This is a genomic window from Corynebacterium choanae, assembly GCF_003813965.1.
Classification (GTDB): domain Bacteria; phylum Actinomycetota; class Actinomycetes; order Mycobacteriales; family Mycobacteriaceae; genus Corynebacterium; species Corynebacterium choanae.
Genome location: NZ_CP033896.1, coordinates 780,627 through 797,671, shown reverse-complemented (window position 1 = coordinate 797,671; position 17,045 = coordinate 780,627). Strand labels below are relative to the sequence as shown.

Sequence of the window (17,045 nt, the reverse complement as noted above, 5' to 3'; positions counted from 1 at the left end):
CGCTGCCAGCTTCCCCAGGGGCAGTCCCCCACACCCGCTGGCAACCAGGATCAAAAACAACACTACGCCGCCGGATACAACGACAATATCTCGTTGCATCCAACGGCGTAACAGCCCCACCCGAACCATGTTGTCTGCACACAGTCAACAACAGCGGGACTTGAGAGCTAGCAGGGTTTCAACCCACCTCGCTAGAAAATCACCACGTATCTTTATCGCGTGGCAGTTCTTCCTCATCGCCGAGAATCTGCGCCTTATCCTCGGGGGAAAGCATCATGTTGACGTCGGTGAAGTTCACCGAGAAATTGTGCTTCACGAACAGGTTGCAGGCCCGTGCCAAAAGCGTTGCATCGTAGCTGTTGAGGCACAGCAGCAACGTTGGCTCGCCATTTTCGTCCAGCTCGTTGATCGTCAACCGGGACGTGCGCCCCTCGTGGGTCATTTGCGCCGCAACTTTACGGCCATGAACATCGGTAAACGTGGGCTTTAGTGGTGCCATTGCAAGAGTCCTTCCAGCAAGCGTACAAAAGTCACCGGGATTGTGTTCGCCAAGAGACAATGCTGCACACCGCGGTGAACACAGGTGATGGTTCCAGCCTAGGCCGCTGCGGGATGCTTCGCAGGGAATTCGCCGATTCATCCATGTTTTCCCACCGCCATCCATCCCCCCACGATAAGGTTGGCTCCTGCTGCAGGTAATCCTGTAGACTGTTGTCCGGTTTCACTGCCGACACTCGGCGTTGCGGGCAAGCAGCTGGATATTTGCCGCTGTACCGCAGCCTTGTATCAGCATTATCTGTGTAAACCGTTGCCCTAGTAGCTCAGTGGATAGAGCACGGCTCTCCTAAAGCCGGTGTCGGAGGTTCGATTCCTCTCTGGGGCACATTTGCAACTGTTCCTCAGCAGTCCAGCGGCTGCTGAGGCAACGAGTCCAACACACAACATCCCGGCCTTTTCAAGTGATTTGGCCGGGATGTTGTCGTTTTTCAGGCAGTAGACCGATTTGCTGCCAGGACAGCGGTCTCCGCGCCCAGATCACGTCGCTTCCAAGCAGCGTGTCCTTATCCCCCAGGGAGGTTTAGCCTCGGATGCGTCGCGGCTGCGTGTGACGTGGATGGTCGGGGATGTGCCTGTGCACCACACATGGGCTGAAGAGCGCGCCGCGCCTAAGGCTGGCGTAGCAAACGAGAAAACGAGTATCTGCACTACCCCAAAAGCGGCAGCGGCGTTACACCGTTGTATCGACCTGTGCGGTGTAAGTATCAAGCGGAGGGTTTCCACCGGCATTGCCCCGGCTGTGGGATCCCTGGGTCGTGCACCGGATTGCCGAGGATATCCTGAAGTGTAGTTGTCTCATTCACGATGAGTCCCTTTGGAATGCAAGGCTCTTCGTGCACATCACCACACGGGGCGAGGCAATTCAACGCCTGGAGCGGCAAGCTGAAAGACATGATTTTAGCGCATCTGGGGTGCAGGAAAAGAACAACATCGTGCAGCCGCGCGACATATTCCCGCTGCGTGCCAGCGATCTGCACAGGTATCTGCCTATCCACCTTTCTGCGATGGCGGTCGACACCGTTGACTGATGGATAACAGTCCAATTTCAGGCATGAATAATGCCGCCTCACAACCTCATTCGCCCCCTCGCTGAGGGCGCGTGCGTGTTGCAAGACGGCAGGCAATACCGGGGTGGAAAAAAACACCACTATCTTTACAGGACACTAATCCTTGTCGAGAGTGATTTCGTCGTCGGTGACAGTAGTGGATTTTGGCCGCTGCCGCGGGGTTTGGCTGGCATCTATTTTCTTTACTGTTTCGGCGATTTTTTCCCGCACGACTTCCTGCTTATAGGACACATGGTCTTGCTGCGCCTGTTTTTCTGTTTCCACGGGGCAGTCTTGCGCATCATCATCGCCGGGGAAGCGGTCGTGAACCACTGCAGCCAGCAGCGGGAACAACAGGACTGTGCCGACCCCGGAGCACACCAGCAGGGATGCTTGGGTTTCGTTGAGCAGATTCCGGGAAACTGCAATATCGGTGACAGCCACAATGATTGGGAGGCCAGTTGCCGAATAGAGGGCGAGTTCAAGTTTGTCCCGGGTGGACTGCAGCCCGGAGCCGGTGTTGGTGAACTTCTCCATGAGGAAGATCGGCAAACCGCGGGCAATACCGATGAGGATAATGCCCACAAACGGTGCCCACAGATAGTCGAAGACGGCATCGAGCTTGATCGACATCCCGGAGGTGATAAAGAACACGGGGATGAAAAATCCGTACCCCATCACATCTAGCCGGGCTTCCGTTGTTTTCCGGGCGCGGGCAGGGACGAGTGCCCGCAGAATAATGCCGGCCGCAAACGCCCCGAGCACCACGTCCAGCTCGAACACGGCAGCCATCGCCATCAGGGTGGTCAACAGTACGATCACTGCCCGCATGACGGTTTGACTGGTGTGGGATGCCCCGTCACGAACCGCCCGCCCCACCCACGGCACCAGCCGGGAGACGGTTCTCGGAACAAAGGCGACGAGCAACGCTCCTGCTTGGAAGAGCAGCAAAATAATGAGAGTCATCCACGTCGCACGGGTAGACAGCAGCAGTGTCATGGCGAACACAGGACCGAGTTCGCCGATCGCCCCGTGCACGAGTACACCTTTGCCAACTGCAGTACCATCCCGGCCGGCGTTTTTAATCACCGGCAGCAGGGTACCCATCGCGGTGGAAGACACCGCAATCGCTAGAACGACACTGCGCAGGAGTTCGTCAGGCCCGTAGACCGCAACTGAAGTAGCAAACGCCGCAACCAGGGAGATAACCCAGGTCAGCAGCGAGGAGGTGCCGAAACGGCCGCGCATTTTGTCGGGTTCGATCTCCCAGCCGGCAAGAAGGAACAGCATTCCAAGGCCAAGGTCACGCAGCAGCCCAATGGAGGCGTTCATCTCTGCAAGGTCCAGCACTTCCGGACCAATAATTACCCCAAGCACCAGCATAAACACCACACCGGGGATGCGTTTGCCGGTGACGAAGCTTAGCAGCGGGGAGGCGAGGGCAGCGATCGTAATCCACATCAGGGAGACGATCACATCTGCCTCGATGGCTCCTGCCGCCAATATCATCGTGTCATTCATATGTTCCCAACTGTTCCAGTCACCGAATTGTTGTTTGTGGGGAACATGTGCAGGTGGTGCAACAAGGTTTCGTGTTCCCCTGTGCACTGCACCAACAGCCACCCCTTGTTTCTGTTCCGCCACGGTCTGTAGCCTGCGTGATATGTGCCTTGAGCGTGGTTCCCACAGCTCATGGGTGCACCTGCCAGGTTGCAGTAGGGGTTGCTAAGCCCAGTGTGGTTGGGAGCAGAAAACTTACCTGGGAAATGTACCAGACCAAACGAGGATCACCTGCATGGTCGCAGGGCTTGCGGTAGCGGCACTGCCACCAGCGACATCGCGTGACTTTTCATAGTTTGCCGCGTGAACTATCGGCGACACTCGCCGTGTCAACGAGGGATTGTTCTGGCTTAGCGCGGTTCCATCTCGTCGATGCGTTGTATTTGAGTGGTGACGAGTTTGGTTAAGTCAGCCGGTCCACCCGGCTGGGAGGCGGCGACAACAAAGTCTTCCCCGAAACTCACCGAAGCGTGATAGTCCCGATCATTTGACCAGCCCCACTTGGTGCCGATCACCCCGGCGACGTTGGCGGTGCCAAAGTTTTGCCGGTAGCCGTCAGCGGCATATGGGGCGGAATGCCGCATGGCATCAATAATCGGCGAAGCGGGATCGTCTTGCAGTTTGATGGCGATAAACCGCACCACATCATAGGTGCTGGTCAGCGAATATCCCCAGCGGGAATCACCTTTGGTGGACTGCAATTGGTAGCGTTTTGCGGTCGCGTCGATCGCTTTCGGGAAGGTGACATACAGCTCGTCGGCGATGTCGTCGTTTGATGTTTCGATCATCTCTACGGCGGCGGCGATCTCCTCGTCGTTGCCGTGTTGAAATACATAGTCGGCGATAAACAGTTTTGCTAGTGACAGTGCCGGCCGGGGCAGCCGCTCGTTCGCGGTCCCCACATGCCATCCGTCGGAAAGTCGCAGATAGGTCATTTGGGCACCACCGGTGTTGTCGCCGACTGTTTCGAACCAGCCTTTCGCGATTGGGGCTGGGCTGGTTGCCGCAACCCGCGGCCCGTCGGTGGTGACCACCACATCGCTGCTCTCGGCTTCCCCTTGTGCTTCCGAGGTGCTGCCGCACCCGGTGAGGACAGCAACACAGCCAACCGTAAGCACACTCATCCGCAGTTGGTGGGGCAACCTTCGACGCGGGAAGGACGTAACAACGCTGCTGTTCACTCCGTGCATATTACTGTGTTGACTCCCCGGTGACCGAACGCACCATCAACTTTTCCTGAAAAAAAGTTTCGTCTGTGATCTCTTCAACTAATCGGATTTGGTCTGCTGGTTGCAACATCCGCAAGCGGTGCCGGTGGAATGATTTCCAGCTGTGACATGATCGCCAGCGGCCGCATCACTTTGACGCTGGATCTTTGCTGGAGCACTCAAGCCCGAAAGAAGCAAGAGAAAACCGTTGGCTCAATCTTGGCTTGGGAACTGAAAGGTTCGTTTTTTCAAGCAGATTGAGCCAACGGTTATAGCTCGCCCGCGGCAGCTGGTGGGATACCAGCTGCCGCGGGCGGTGAGTTTTTTTAGTGATGCCTAGTGGCGGGGTTCCTGCGGGGAAAGGATCATCGAACTTGCCTTGCCGCCGGGTCTGCCGCCGTCTGGCAGCAAATATTAGTGGTCGACTGCCGCTTCCACACCGACACCGGTGAGGGAACGAACTTCCATTTCGGCCTGCAGATCGTCGAAGTTATCAGGCTTTCCGATCATGGTGCCGATGAAGCCTGCAATGAATGCACCTGGGATGGATACCAGACCCGGGTTGCGCAGCGGGAAGAAGTGCCAGTCGTGGTTCGGGAACATCGAGGATGCGTCGCCGGAGACTGCTGGGGAGAAGATGATCAGCAGCAGTGCCAGACCAAGACCGGTGTACATGGAACACAGCGCACCAGTGGTGTTGAACTTCTTCCAATACAGCGAGTACAAGATGGTGGGCAGGTTTGCCGAGGCGGCGATTGCGAACGCCAACGCCACCAGGAAGGCAACGTTTTGGCTCATCGCCAAAATACCCAGGATGATCGACAGCACACCGATGACCACCACAGTGATTCGGGAAACCCGCACCTGTTCGGCTTCGGTGGATTGGCCGTTGCGAATGATCGAGTGGTAAATATCGTGGGCCACCGACGCGGAGGCGGTAATCGCCAAGCCAGCGACCACGGCAAGCACGGTTGCAAAGGCCACCGCGGAGATAATTGCCATGAACCAGGAGCCACCCAACTCGAGGGCGAGCAGTGGGGCTGCCGAGTTCGCGCCACCGGGGGCGGCAAGAATCCGATCCGGGCCTACCAGTGCAGCAGCACCGTAGCCGAGGATCAAGGTGATGAGGTAGAAGGAACCGATGAGCACGATCGCCCAGGTCACTGAGCGGCGAGCTTCCTTTGCAGTCGGCACCGTGTAGAAGCGCATAAGCACGTGCGGCAGACCAGCAGTACCAAGCACCAGCGCCAACCCCAAGGACAGGAAGTCGAGCTTCGTGGTGGCTGTCTTGCCATATTTCAGACCTGGGTCGAGGATCGCTGAACCGTCAAGCCCATTTTTTGCTGCATATTCGGAGCTGCCGAAGTTTGCGATCGCCGCATCAAAGATGGAGTTCAGTGCGCCAAGCTTGAGGAAGATAAGCACAGCCATAATGACCACACCGGAGACCAGCAGCACAGCTTTGATCATCTGCACATAGGTGGTGCCCTTCATGCCGCCAAGCAGCACGTAGGCGATCATAATGATACCGACGACAACGACCACGATTGCTTGGGCTTTTTCATCGTGAATGTCGAGCAGCACCGCTACCAGCGAACCAGCGCCGGCCATCTGCGCGATGAGATAGAACAGTGAAACAGCCAAGGTGCCAAACGCTGCAGCAAGCCGCACTGGGCGCTGCTTGAGCCGGAAACTCAGCACGTCAGCCATGGTGAATTTACCAGTGTTGCGCAGTGGCTCGGCGACGAGCAGCAGGGCAACCAGCCAGGCGACGAAGAAACCAATCGAGTAGAGGAATCCGTCATAGCCGGTCAGCGCAACTGCACCAACAATGCCGAGGAAGGACGCCGCCGACAGGTAGTCACCGGCAATAGCCAAACCATTTTGCCGCCCGGAGAACTTTGCCCCACCAGTGTAGAAGTCACTGGCTTCGGAGGTTGTTTTCCCGGCGCGCATCACCACCGCCATGGTGACGATAATAAAGACGGCAAACACTGTGATATTCAACAACGGGTTGCCGGTGTTGCTGGTGGCAGCAGCCGACAAGATTGCGGTAGATGGTGCCATCACTAGCCCTCCATTCGGGTACGGATCGCGGTGGACTTCGGCTCAATCGAAGCGTTGGCGAAGCGAATATAGATGGCGGTGATCGCAAACGTGGTGACGAATTGCAGCACCCCCATGATTAAAGCGACATTCACGTGGCCAAATAGCGGCTTGGACATGAAGTCGGTGGCGTAGATCGCCAGCAGGATGTAGAGCACGTACCACAGGAAGAACGCGATACTCATTGGGAACACGAATGACCGGAAGGATTTTTTCAGATCCAAAAATTCGGGGTCGTGTTGCATTTCGCGGAATTCGGCCGCGGTGGGTTGGCGCCGCCGGACGCCGGGGGGTGGAGCTGCACTCATCGTCCATCACCTCTCGCATTGGGGTTTATCGAAACACATCGGGTGTGTGTCGTTTCGTACCCCACCTGATGGCGGCGATATGGGTTGCTGTGTTTGCTACAGGTGACTCGTATCGTCGGGATCGTTTTCATTGGTGGGGTGTGGCATGTGGGGGTGCGACTTCCCTGCGTTCCACAGCAATCACACAGAGTGATCGGCATCACCGCAGGGAGTGTCGCACCTCACAACTACAAATCACTACCCTACAGTGTGGCTTGCACCACAGCGACAACAATGCATCAAATTACCCCCACATTAGGGCTATAAGCGGGCACACGCCCCCTTTTGCAGTGTGGATACAGATGGGTATGGGCCAAAAAGTCTGCTCATTTCACCCCCAAGGTAAGTACTCATCCCAGTTGGGCAGCTACTTTCCCTACTGCGGATCCGTAAATGGGGACTTATATTTCCCTCAATGCCACCCCGCACAGCCCTCCGAAAACCGCCCAAAAAACTCAGCAATCCCGTCTGACGAGCACCCCTAAACGCCCCCACCCACACCCCTGCGAAACCGGCGACGACGACGCAATCCTTAAAAAAAGAAACCGTGTCCTCCCCCGCTCCCCGCTCTTACAACCTATCCGACACCCAGCCCCCAAGCCCCGGTTTACCCCACTTCCCCGCTGGCGGGGATACTGCCCGCCGTATGGCTGCGTCGCGAAGAGCTATTGCGCCCCTCCAGTTCTATGTACGAACACTCCACCCTCCTTATATGGCTACCCGGCGGCGCGATCCCACACTGCAGGCCTTCCCCAACGACGAGCACCAATCCACCACGACGCCTCAATAATGATCGCCCCGAAGCCGCCAAACAGCAGCGCCTGCCACATCAATGGCATATTCGACGGATCCAGCAGCAACACCTTCGCCGTCCACGGAGTAATGAAAATCGACACATAAGCCGCAATAGACACCAAAATCAGACCAATTTTCCACGGTCGATACGGCCGCGCCACCACAGCCACCACCCACACTGCCATCACCAGCATCACCGACAAGGTAGCGGTTGCCGCCTGCCGCTCCAGAAGGGGATTTACGCCTTCACCCGGATTGTGCATCACCCAAAACACCACAGTGAGCACCCCAATCGTGATGCCTGCCGGCAGTGACAGCCGCAGCACCCGCGAAACAAAGCCTGGTTTTGCCTGATCATGATTCGGAGCCAGCGACAACACAAACGCCGGAATCCCAATCGTGAACCAGCCCGCCATCGTCACATGAATCGGCTGGAAGGGAAAACTCATCCCCAACACCCCAATAACCAGCGCTAAAACCACCGAATAGATAGTTTTCGTCAAAAACAGGTTAGCGACCCGCTCAATATTGCCGATAACTCGCCGCCCCTCCGCGACCACCAACGGCAACGTGGCGAAACTGTTATCGAGCAGCACCACCTGAGCCACCGACCGGGTTGCCGGCGAACCAGAGCCCATCGAAACACCAATATTCGCCTCTTTCAGCGCCAACACATCGTTGACCCCGTCACCAGTCATTGCGACCTGTTTGCCGCGCTCCTGCAAGGCCAGCACCATATCGCGTTTTTGTTGCGGCGTCACCCGACCAAACACACAATGACGCTCAACCAGATCTGCAAAACGCGGATCGCTTGCCGCCGGCAGATCACGCGCATCAAGCGCAGCGATATCCTCAGCTGCCCCAAGATTATCTGCACAATGTTGTATGTATTCGGATGAGGTCTTCGTGCCACGGGATCGACCAGCCTGCGATTGCGCAGTAACAGCACCATGATCAAAGTCGTGTGCAGGAGGCACCACGTGCGGTGCAGGAGAATTAGAAAGTTCCACCCGCCGCAGGGGCTTACCAAACCCCACACTGCGAGCAACCGCCGCAACTGAGCGCGCATTATCGCCGGAGATAATTTTCGTCTCCACCCCTTCGCGGGCGAAAAAGTCCAACGTAGCTTCCGCATCATCACGGACCTTTTGCGCCAACACCACCAGTGCTTGTGGCGACACCAAATCACAGGCAGCATCCCCCGGCGTCTCGCGTAACGCCGCCAAACCATCCGGAACAAAGCCGACAACCAGCACCCGCAACCCCTGCGCACCAATTTCTTCAGCAATCGCCGCAACCTCATCGTCCCGGCGCAGCAGCACATCTGGTGCCCCTAACACCCAGGATCCGGCAAGACCGGTACTAATACCAGACCATTTCAACGACGAATCAAACGGAGCTTGTTCTTTCGTCTCCCCCACCACAAGGCCAGGCGAATCCACCCACGAATGTGTAAACGCTGCAATGGCCTGCATCGTGTCATTGGGGTGGCTATCGGCCAGCACCATTGCCGCAATAATCTCAGCGACTGGCAGTTCAGTTGTCCCAGGACCTACCAGTGCAACAGGAGCCTGATGCGGATCAGCAACACTGACAATCCGATCTACCACCATGGTGTTTTCGGTCAGTGTTCCCGTTTTATCGGCACACACCGTATCAACGCGGGCAAGTCCCTCGATAGCAGGAAGCTCATTGATGAGTGCTTGATGTTTCCCTAAGCGCACCACACCCACTGCGAACGCGATCGACGTCATCAAGACCAGGCCTTCAGGCACCATCGGAACCAACGCTGCAACCATCGACAACACCGCCTCTTTCAGCGGCGCCCCGGAACGGGACAACTGCGACCAAATCGTCAAAACACCAGTGGGAATGAGCAGCCAAGTAATATAGGAGAGGATCTTGTTGATCCCCTCTTGCAACTGTGAGCCGGTGAGCGTGAACCTCCCCGCTTCGGCAATCAACTTGGCCGAATATGCATCTGAGCCGATAGCAGTCGCCTGATAGCTGCCGGAGCCCGCCTTCACAAAAGAACCCGACAACAGTGGATCGCCCGGGTTTTTCACAATGGAATCTGATTCGCCAGTCAGCAGCGACTCGTCGATACGCAACCCATCAGCATCTGTCACAAAGCCATCAACAACGAGTTGGTCACCAGGCCCGATATCGATCAGGTCATCGATGACAATTTCGTCGCGCTCAATCTGGTCGACGCGCCCGTCACGGATTACCCTGATCTTCGATTCGGCCAAAATGGTTAATTTATCGAGTGTTTTCTTAGCCCGTATTTCTTGAATAATACCGATAGCCGAGTTTGCCACGATCAACAAGCCGAACGCTGCGTTAATGAGTGAGCCGGTGGCGATGACAATAATTAACAGCACGCCCAAGATCGCATTAATCCGGGTGAACACATTGCTGCGGATAATATCGACAGTGCGGCGACCGGTTTTTCTTACGGCAACGTTGACGTGGCCTTGCTTGGTGCGGGAAGCCACCTGCTGCTTGGTCAGCCCAGTGCGGGGTGTAGTAAAAGTAGCTTGCTGAACTGTCATCTCCGGCATGGTGACTATTTTAAATGGTGCCCTTGAAGCTACCTGATCGTGGCAAGAGGTTTTTAGGGGCGTTCCCTGCACGAGCATGCGGAAAAGTTGTCATCCTCGCAGGTGCCCCGTACCCCACCGCCTACTCGCGCTGGGGTGCTCTGGATATTCGAACCGGCAAGCTTTAAGTGGCTCTGCACAAAAGTGAGTGCATGGGGGTACAAAACCTACCCCAACCCTGGGGTGCGACACCTAGTAGCAGATCCCTGAAAAACCCCAGGTCTACTGCGCCCCCACCACCAACACAACGAGACACGAAGACGGTACTTGTTCCAGGCAGGATGTACATCGCAAGACCAGCAACCACAAGGAAGTAAGGACCTTGGATCGCTGGTACTACGATCACCATCCCAGCTACCGTCGACGCCATCTCCAACGGGGATCCACAGCTGGTCTACACCGACCATCACCACGACGAGCAGATCCCCACAGTCGACCTCCTCGACAAGCAGCCTCACACACACCAGAAACGAGTATCCGACATCGCGGACAACCTGGTTCGATCCTTTGACCTGGGGGTAACCCTCACCGATGCGGCCATCAGTGACCAGCACACTTGGGTAGCAGCACGACTGTTGGACATGCTGCCAGGCAGGAGTACCGAGGTGAGTGGCCAGTGGTTACAAGCACGCGGCGAGCAGTTCCGTACCCAGGTGGAGGTCGTGGCCATGGATGGATTCAGAAGGCTATGCCAATGCCTGCAACACACAATTACCGTAACACTGTTAAGGTGATGGATCCCTTCCAGGTGGTACACCTCGCTGGGAACAAATCAACAAAAACCAGGCAACGCGTGCAGCAGCAAACGTTCAGCGCACAGGGGACGGAAGGGTGATGTGCTCTATCGTAAACAGCGACCACTACTGCCCCGGGCACCACTGCTCAAGTGCAAAACAGGTCACCCTGCTTGAGGGGTTGTTTGTTGATGAGCGTCACCAATGTGTGGAGATCATCTGGTCAGTCACGAGGAAGATTGTGGCTGCAAAGAAGCTTGCGAGATCGCAACCGCGACAAGCATTTGATGGCAGACGTCATTGACTCGATCGCCTCCGGGGTACCGAAAGGCTTGAGATGAGCTGCGGGTATTGGGAAGGACGACGAACAAGTACAGCGAGGATATTCTGGCGTACCTCAATCATGAGCTATCGAGCGGTCCCGTCGAAGCGATCAATGGCCGGCTGGAACACCTACGGGGTACCGCCCTAGGGTTCCAGAGCCTAGTCCACTACATCTGAAGATCGTTGCTCCATGCCGGACAACTCCGGGGATGGCTGGACGCACTCTAAACAGTGAAGATCCAGCAAACTCTCATCGCCATCAACAGCCTCGGGGCACTATTTTTCCGTGTTCCACCACAATTGCCTACTGCAATCACCATGCACTAGTGGATTGGTGGTACGTATCGCTTTTTAATAACCCCAAATAGCCGAGGAACGTAGTAAGGAGTGACTTTTCCGCGCTCAGCGCTGGCAACAATCGCACCCAACTATGAGTCGTTTCCGAATTCCCGAGGATCGGGGCCAAAACGCCCAGTAACAGTGTCATCACTGTCGAGAGCGGTGATCGCGGCCATCTGCTCATCGGTGAGTTCAAAGTCGAAGATAGAAAAGTTCTCTGCAATACGCTCTGGGGTAGCCGACTTCGGAATCGCAATATTGCCCAGCTGCATATGCCAGCGCAGCACAATCTGTGCCGGTGTGCGCCCGGTCGCCTCGGCGATCTTCTCCACTGTCGGATGATCAAACACCGAGCCGCGAACAATCGGCGACCACGCGGTGGTCGCAATATTGTGGTGGCGGTGATAGTCCCGCAGCTCAGCCTGCGAGAAGCCAGGATGTAGCTCGACTTGGTTGACGGTTGGTGTGTGCCCTGTTTTCGCAATCAGCTCGTCGATTGCCTCCGGGTAGAAGTTGGAGACACCTATGGTTTGTACAGTGCCGAAGCCGAGGAGGTTAATTAGTCCTTCCCAGGTTTCAACAAACTTGCCCAAATGCGGAACCGGCCAGTGGATCAGGTAGAGGTCAATATAGTCCAGTCCCAATTTTTCTTTCGAAACCTGGAAGGCTTGTTCGGCCTCGTGTCGACCGTGGGAGTCATGCCACAGTTTCGTCGTGATGAACAGCTCGTCGCGCGCCACGTCACCGGCCTTGATCGCATCAGCAATGGCACGACCGACTTCTTCTTCGTTCTTGTAGAGCGACGCGGTATCGATGTGCCGGTAGCCCACCTCGATGGCGTGGCGAACAGCCTTGTAGCACTCGTCGCCGCGCATCTTGTAGGTGCCGAATCCGAGCTGCGGCACGATAGTGCCATCAGACAATGTCACATGAAGTTGCTTATTTTCAGTCATGACTCCTATTCAACACGTTTCCTCGCGATCATGTCAGATCTTCACCGACCCGCCCCACTGGATCATGGGTTCTTCCGCGTAGATGTTGTGTGTGGTTCACGGTCGCCGTGCACTGTGACGCATGTGCGAAAGCAATGCACTTAAAGGTATTGACCATCCTGAGCGGGTTGCATTTGTCCTGCCACACTTTGGGGGCGGTAACGTGAAAAACAGCACCTGAGGACACTGTTGGCGGCTACGTTAAACATATGAGTCACTTACATGCCCGGGAATTAATCGCACGCACCCTTGACACTGACAGTTTCATCTCATGGGACACCCCACCGGACTATGGGGAGATCTCCGCCGACTACGCTGCAATCTTAGCGCGGGCGCGGGAAAAATCCGGGTGTGATGAGGCAGTGTTGACCGGCTGCGGCACCATCGATGGGCGTCGCGTGGCGTGTATTGTCTCCGAATTTTCCTTCCTCGGCGGATCCATCGGGAAAGCTACTGCACACCGAATTATTGCTGCTATTCACCGGGCAACCGCCGATAAGCTACCGCTGCTCATCGCCCCTGCATCCGGTGGCACCCGGATGCAAGAGGGCACCCTCGGGTTTACCCTCATGGTGTCGATTACCACCGCGGTCTACAAGCACAAGGATGAACATCTGCCGTTTTTGGTGTATCTGCGCAATCCCACCACTGGCGGGGTGATGGCATCGTGGGGGTCGGCGGGGCATTTCACCTTCGCCGAACCAGATGCACTCCTTGGTTTCTTAGGTCCGCGCGTGGTGGAGCTAGTCACTGGCGAATCCATCGAGCAAGGAGTGCAATCAGGGGAAAACCTTGCCCGCGTCGGTGTGATCGACGGGGTCGTCTCCCCGGAAATGTTGCGCGCCGCCATGGAAAAAATCATCGATGTGCTGCTTCCTGCCGACGATGGGTTCGGCGACTCCCGGGAAGACACGATTGGTTGTGCAGCAATCGATACTGACCTGATTGGGCGGCACACAGCAGTGGAACAAGTTGCCGTTAAAGGCCATCCAGGTGCAACAGCACTGCCGCGTACCGCTCACACCATTGAACAGGCCGCAACAACCAGCGATCGTCCAGCGTTGGTGAACAAATGCAGCGACACAACCTGGGAGTCGATTCTGCAGACCCGGCGCGATGATCGTCCCGGCCTACAAGAGATCATTGCTGCGCTCGCCGATCAATCCATAGCACTTTCAGGCTCCGGGGATGGGCGCCGTTCCACCGCCGTCAATGTGCTGCTTACCCGTATCGGTGGCCGACCGGTGGTGCTCATCGGGCAAAATCGTGCCACCCAGCCGCCGGTCGGTGACGACTGGCTAGGTCCTGCTGCGCTGCGGATGGCACGTCGGGGTATCAAGTTGGCCCACGAACTCAACCTGCCTTTGGTGTCTATCATTGACACCCCCGGCGGGGAGATGTCAGCCCAAGCTGAAGAACAAGGCATGGCCGGTTCTATTGCCCGAACGCTCGGGGAGATGGTGTATCTCGATGTGCCGACAGTGTCAGTTATTTTAGGCCAAGGCTGTGGTGGTGCCGCACTGGCAATGATGCCTGCTGACAAAGTACTTGTGTGTGAACATTCCTGGCTTTCTCCCCTTCCCCCGGAAGGTGCATCGGCGATCTTATATCGGGATACTGACCATGCCGCTGAAATGATGGAACGCCAACAGGTTGGGGCGGCAGCATTACAACAAGCCGGCATAGCCGATGCGATTATTGCCGAATATCCTTCCGCCAGCGACGAACCAGATGCGTTTATCGCCCGGGTGTTGGATGTTATCCACGACACGCTTGTGGAACTGCACGCCCACCCGGAAACGGCTGGACGGGCAAGACGGTTTGCACGCTACGAACAGCTTGCTGGTTTTCACACCGACACCCCGGAGGACACCGTATAACAATAAGCCCCTACAAGCCGGTTGGCAGCAGCCGTCGTCACCCGCGTTTTCACCGCATTCTCCGGCGTGTTGGCCACAGCCGCCACCGGGGTGAAACGGTGCCCACACACGCCGATATTTCGCTGTTACGTCGCACACACTATTGGCTAACCCTGCCGACCGGTGAATGCGAGGGTTCTATGCTTTTTAAGCAATTGCCTGGATCGTTGTGGTGTTATGGCGGCAATGCATCCAGGATCTGACCATGGATGTCAGCAACTGCGAGGAAAGAAGCGACGATGACTGACAAGCAGCCACACACCTCAAACAGCAAACCAAGCAACACAACAACCAGCCCCAGCCATAGTTTCGCTGATTTGCACGATGCGGAGATTTTCGCCGCCCACGAAGGCGGCAAAATCGAAACACACTCCCGCCGCCCCCTAGAGACCGTGCGGGACCTGTCGATCGCCTACACACCGGGGGTTGCCCGGGTATGTGAAGCAATCCACGAAGAACCCGAACGTGCCCGGGAATACACCTGGGCAGGACGAAACGTGGCGATTATCTCCGACGGAACAGCAGTGTTGGGGCTGGGTGATATTGGGGCGAAAGCTGCCCTGCCGGTGATGGAAGGCAAAGCGCAACTGTTTGGCCGCTTCGCCGGGCTCAACGCTATCCCCATTGTGCTTGACACCACCGATGTGGATGATCTCGTGCACACCATTGAGGCGATGGCGCCCTCGTTTGGGGCAATCAACTTAGAAGATATCTCTGCACCACGCTGCTTTGAGATTGAACGACGACTTATCGAATCCCTCGATATTCCTGTCATGCACGACGATCAGCATGGGACTGCCATTGTTATCACCGCCGCGCTACGCAACGCCTGCCAGCTACTGAATCGACGGTTGAAAGATTTAAAGGTGGTCATCTCCGGGGCGGGTGCAGCCGGGGTGGCCTGCGCGAAAATGCTGATCCATGCCGGTGTGCGCGACGTCATCATGCTTGACTCCCGCGGCATCATTCACCCGGATCGCACCCCATTGACTCAGATCAAACAAGAGATGGCAGCGATCACCAACCCGCGGCGAATCACCGGCGGTGTTGCTGAAGCCTTGCGCGGGGCGGACACGTTTATCGGATTATCCCGCGGCCATGTGGGGGAGGCTGCCCTGCAATCCATGGCAGCCGATCCGATCCTGTTCTCCCTGGCTAACCCCGACCCGGAGATCGACCCGGATCTGGCCTACAAATATGGAGCAATTGTTGCCACCGGCCGCAGCGATCTGCCCAACCAAATCAATAATGTGCTGGCGTTCCCCGGTATTTTCCACGGGGCTTTGGCTGCTGGCGCGAAACAAATCACCCCGGCGATGAAACTTGCCGCTTCCCGGGCAATCGCCAATGTGGCCGCCGAAGCATTAGATGTGGAACACATTGTGCCCTCCCCGCTCGACGGGCGGGTGGCCCCGGCAGTATCTGCTGCTGTGCGGGCAGCTGCCCTCGCCTCGAAATAGGTTCGCTCAAGGGGTTGCACCGCACAGTGCTGCCACCGCGTCGTGCAAACGCAACAATCCCTGATTGTTCCCAAAGCAAGGTATATCGCAGCCAAGCAAAAGGAACAATCAGGGATGAGTTGTTGTTGTGTTCCCGGCTGGCTGCCGTTGCACAGCAGCCGGGATCAGGGCGTTGTTGTTAGTGGGTGCCGATCAAATCGATAAAGAACACCAACGTGCGTCCGGCCAGCGGATGCGGGGTGCCGGCCGGACCATAGGCTGCCTCTGGTGGGATAACCAGCTTGCGACGTCCGCCCACCTTCATACCGGGGATGCCTTCCTGCCAGCCGGCAATAAGGTTGCTCAGCGGGAATTCGATGGACTGTCCACGATCATAGGAAGAATCAAACTTCTCCCCGGTGGCGTAGTCGTAGCCAACATAGTGCACGTTCACTACCGCGCTCGGGGCAGCTTCAGCACCGTCGCCGACGACGATATCTTCAATCACCAGATCTTCTGGGGCAGGGCCTTGCTGCGGTTCGTATGCGGGAATCTCCATTAGTCGTGTCACCACTTCCTGGGTTGTTGTCATGTAGCTGCAGACCATCAACCACAATCCCCACCAGCAGATCCTGATGCAGGTTTGTGGCGGTGAATTGTTTTCAAACAACACACCATCCTGGCGTGATTGCCACCACTCCTTCCGCCGTCCGGCGGCGGTGCAGGAAACAAGACGACAAGGCAGTTACACCAAGTTTTTTGGTGTTTCCAACCGTGCTGCCAGGGTTGCCACAGCTACGCTTCAACGAGCCAGTGTAACAAATCGCCCAGTCTGATCCGGGGTGTTGGGGTCGATAGGCAAGCCATTCGAGCTTTCCACTACCCGTCGATACCGGGCGAGCAAACACAACACCGAAGCACGGTGAGGTGCCGGCGACCCAGCCACAGGATGCTGTGCGGGTGGTGTCTCGTGGTGCATTTCGTGTCAGATACAGACAGTGGTGCAGCTTCCTACTACCGGTACAGGCTGCTCGCCAAGTGTTCAGGGAAACAAAAACCCCATCACCACCAGCAG

General features: G+C 56.7%; 13 protein-coding genes and 1 tRNA gene. 6 read left to right on the top strand and 8 right to left on the bottom strand.

Going from position 1 to position 17,045, the window contains the following annotated elements; all coding sequences use genetic code 11:
• Window positions 1-199: 199 nt before the first annotated feature.
• The gene (locus CCHOA_RS02910) at window positions 200-499 is read right to left on the bottom strand and encodes a cg0963 family protein (RefSeq protein WP_123926647.1); all 300 of its coding nucleotides are present in this window, start codon (window positions 497-499) and stop codon (window positions 200-202) included.
• Between the two features lie 311 nt (window positions 500-810).
• On the opposite strand from CCHOA_RS02910, the gene CCHOA_RS02905 reads away from it, so the two are divergent.
• Both CCHOA_RS02905 and CCHOA_RS02900 read left to right on the top strand, forming a co-directional pair.
• Window positions 811-883, top strand: a tRNA-Arg gene (locus CCHOA_RS02905).
• Window positions 884-1,313: 430 nt separating this feature from the next.
• Window positions 1,314-1,586: a hypothetical protein gene (locus CCHOA_RS02900; RefSeq protein WP_123926644.1), complete on the top strand. Its 273-nt coding sequence runs from the start codon at window positions 1,314-1,316 to the stop codon at window positions 1,584-1,586.
• 135 nt (window positions 1,587-1,721) lie between these two features.
• Here CCHOA_RS02900 and CCHOA_RS02895 read toward each other — a convergent pair whose 3' ends face one another.
• The 5 genes from CCHOA_RS02895 to CCHOA_RS02875 form a co-directional block, all read right to left on the bottom strand.
• Window positions 1,722-3,125, bottom strand: coding sequence for a cation:proton antiporter (locus CCHOA_RS02895; protein WP_123926642.1), 1,404 nt, complete (start codon window positions 3,123-3,125; stop codon window positions 1,722-1,724).
• 389 nt (window positions 3,126-3,514) lie between these two features.
• The gene (locus CCHOA_RS02890) at window positions 3,515-4,288 is read right to left on the bottom strand and encodes a hypothetical protein (RefSeq protein ID WP_123926638.1); all 774 of its coding nucleotides are present in this window, start codon (window positions 4,286-4,288) and stop codon (window positions 3,515-3,517) included.
• 498 nt (window positions 4,289-4,786) lie between these two features.
• Window positions 4,787-6,439: a solute symporter family protein gene (locus CCHOA_RS02885; RefSeq protein ID WP_123926636.1), complete on the bottom strand. Its 1,653-nt coding sequence runs from the start codon at window positions 6,437-6,439 to the stop codon at window positions 4,787-4,789.
• A gap of 2 nt (window positions 6,440-6,441) precedes the next feature.
• Window positions 6,442-6,786 (bottom strand): DUF485 domain-containing protein, encoded by a 345-nt coding sequence (locus tag CCHOA_RS02880; RefSeq protein WP_123926633.1) that lies wholly within the window; start codon window positions 6,784-6,786, stop codon window positions 6,442-6,444.
• 755 nt (window positions 6,787-7,541) lie between these two features.
• Window positions 7,542-10,175, bottom strand: coding sequence for an HAD-IC family P-type ATPase (locus CCHOA_RS02875; RefSeq protein WP_123926630.1), 2,634 nt, complete (start codon window positions 10,173-10,175; stop codon window positions 7,542-7,544).
• Window positions 10,176-10,549: 374 nt separating this feature from the next.
• Between CCHOA_RS02875 and CCHOA_RS11180 the strand changes: the two genes are divergently transcribed.
• Entirely contained in the window at window positions 10,550-10,957 is a 408-nt protein-coding gene (locus CCHOA_RS11180; protein WP_377739264.1) for a transposase, read from the top strand.
• A 351-nt stretch (window positions 10,958-11,308) separates the two neighbouring features.
• Window positions 11,309-11,458 (top strand): transposase, encoded by a 150-nt coding sequence (locus CCHOA_RS02865; RefSeq protein ID WP_164472361.1) that lies wholly within the window; start codon window positions 11,309-11,311, stop codon window positions 11,456-11,458.
• A gap of 251 nt (window positions 11,459-11,709) precedes the next feature.
• On the opposite strand, the gene CCHOA_RS02860 is transcribed toward CCHOA_RS02865, so the two are convergent.
• Window positions 11,710-12,573 (bottom strand): aldo/keto reductase, encoded by an 864-nt coding sequence (locus CCHOA_RS02860; protein ID WP_123926624.1) that lies wholly within the window; start codon window positions 12,571-12,573, stop codon window positions 11,710-11,712.
• A gap of 248 nt (window positions 12,574-12,821) precedes the next feature.
• Between CCHOA_RS02860 and CCHOA_RS02855 the strand changes: the two genes are divergently transcribed.
• On the top strand, window positions 12,822-14,492 hold the full coding sequence (locus CCHOA_RS02855) for a carboxyl transferase domain-containing protein (protein WP_123926621.1): 1,671 nt from the start codon (window positions 12,822-12,824) through the stop codon (window positions 14,490-14,492).
• A gap of 278 nt (window positions 14,493-14,770) precedes the next feature.
• Complete coding sequence (locus tag CCHOA_RS02850) at window positions 14,771-15,991, top strand: NAD(P)-dependent malic enzyme (RefSeq protein ID WP_123926618.1); 1,221 nt, start codon at window positions 14,771-14,773, stop codon at window positions 15,989-15,991.
• 178 nt (window positions 15,992-16,169) lie between these two features.
• Here the strand turns inward: CCHOA_RS02850 and CCHOA_RS02845 are convergent, their stop codons facing one another.
• Window positions 16,170-16,529 carry an FKBP-type peptidyl-prolyl cis-trans isomerase gene (locus CCHOA_RS02845; protein WP_123930697.1) on the bottom strand — a complete coding sequence of 120 codons (360 nt, stop codon included), beginning with the start codon at window positions 16,527-16,529 and terminating at the stop codon, window positions 16,170-16,172.
• Window positions 16,530-17,045: the final 516 nt, after the last annotated feature.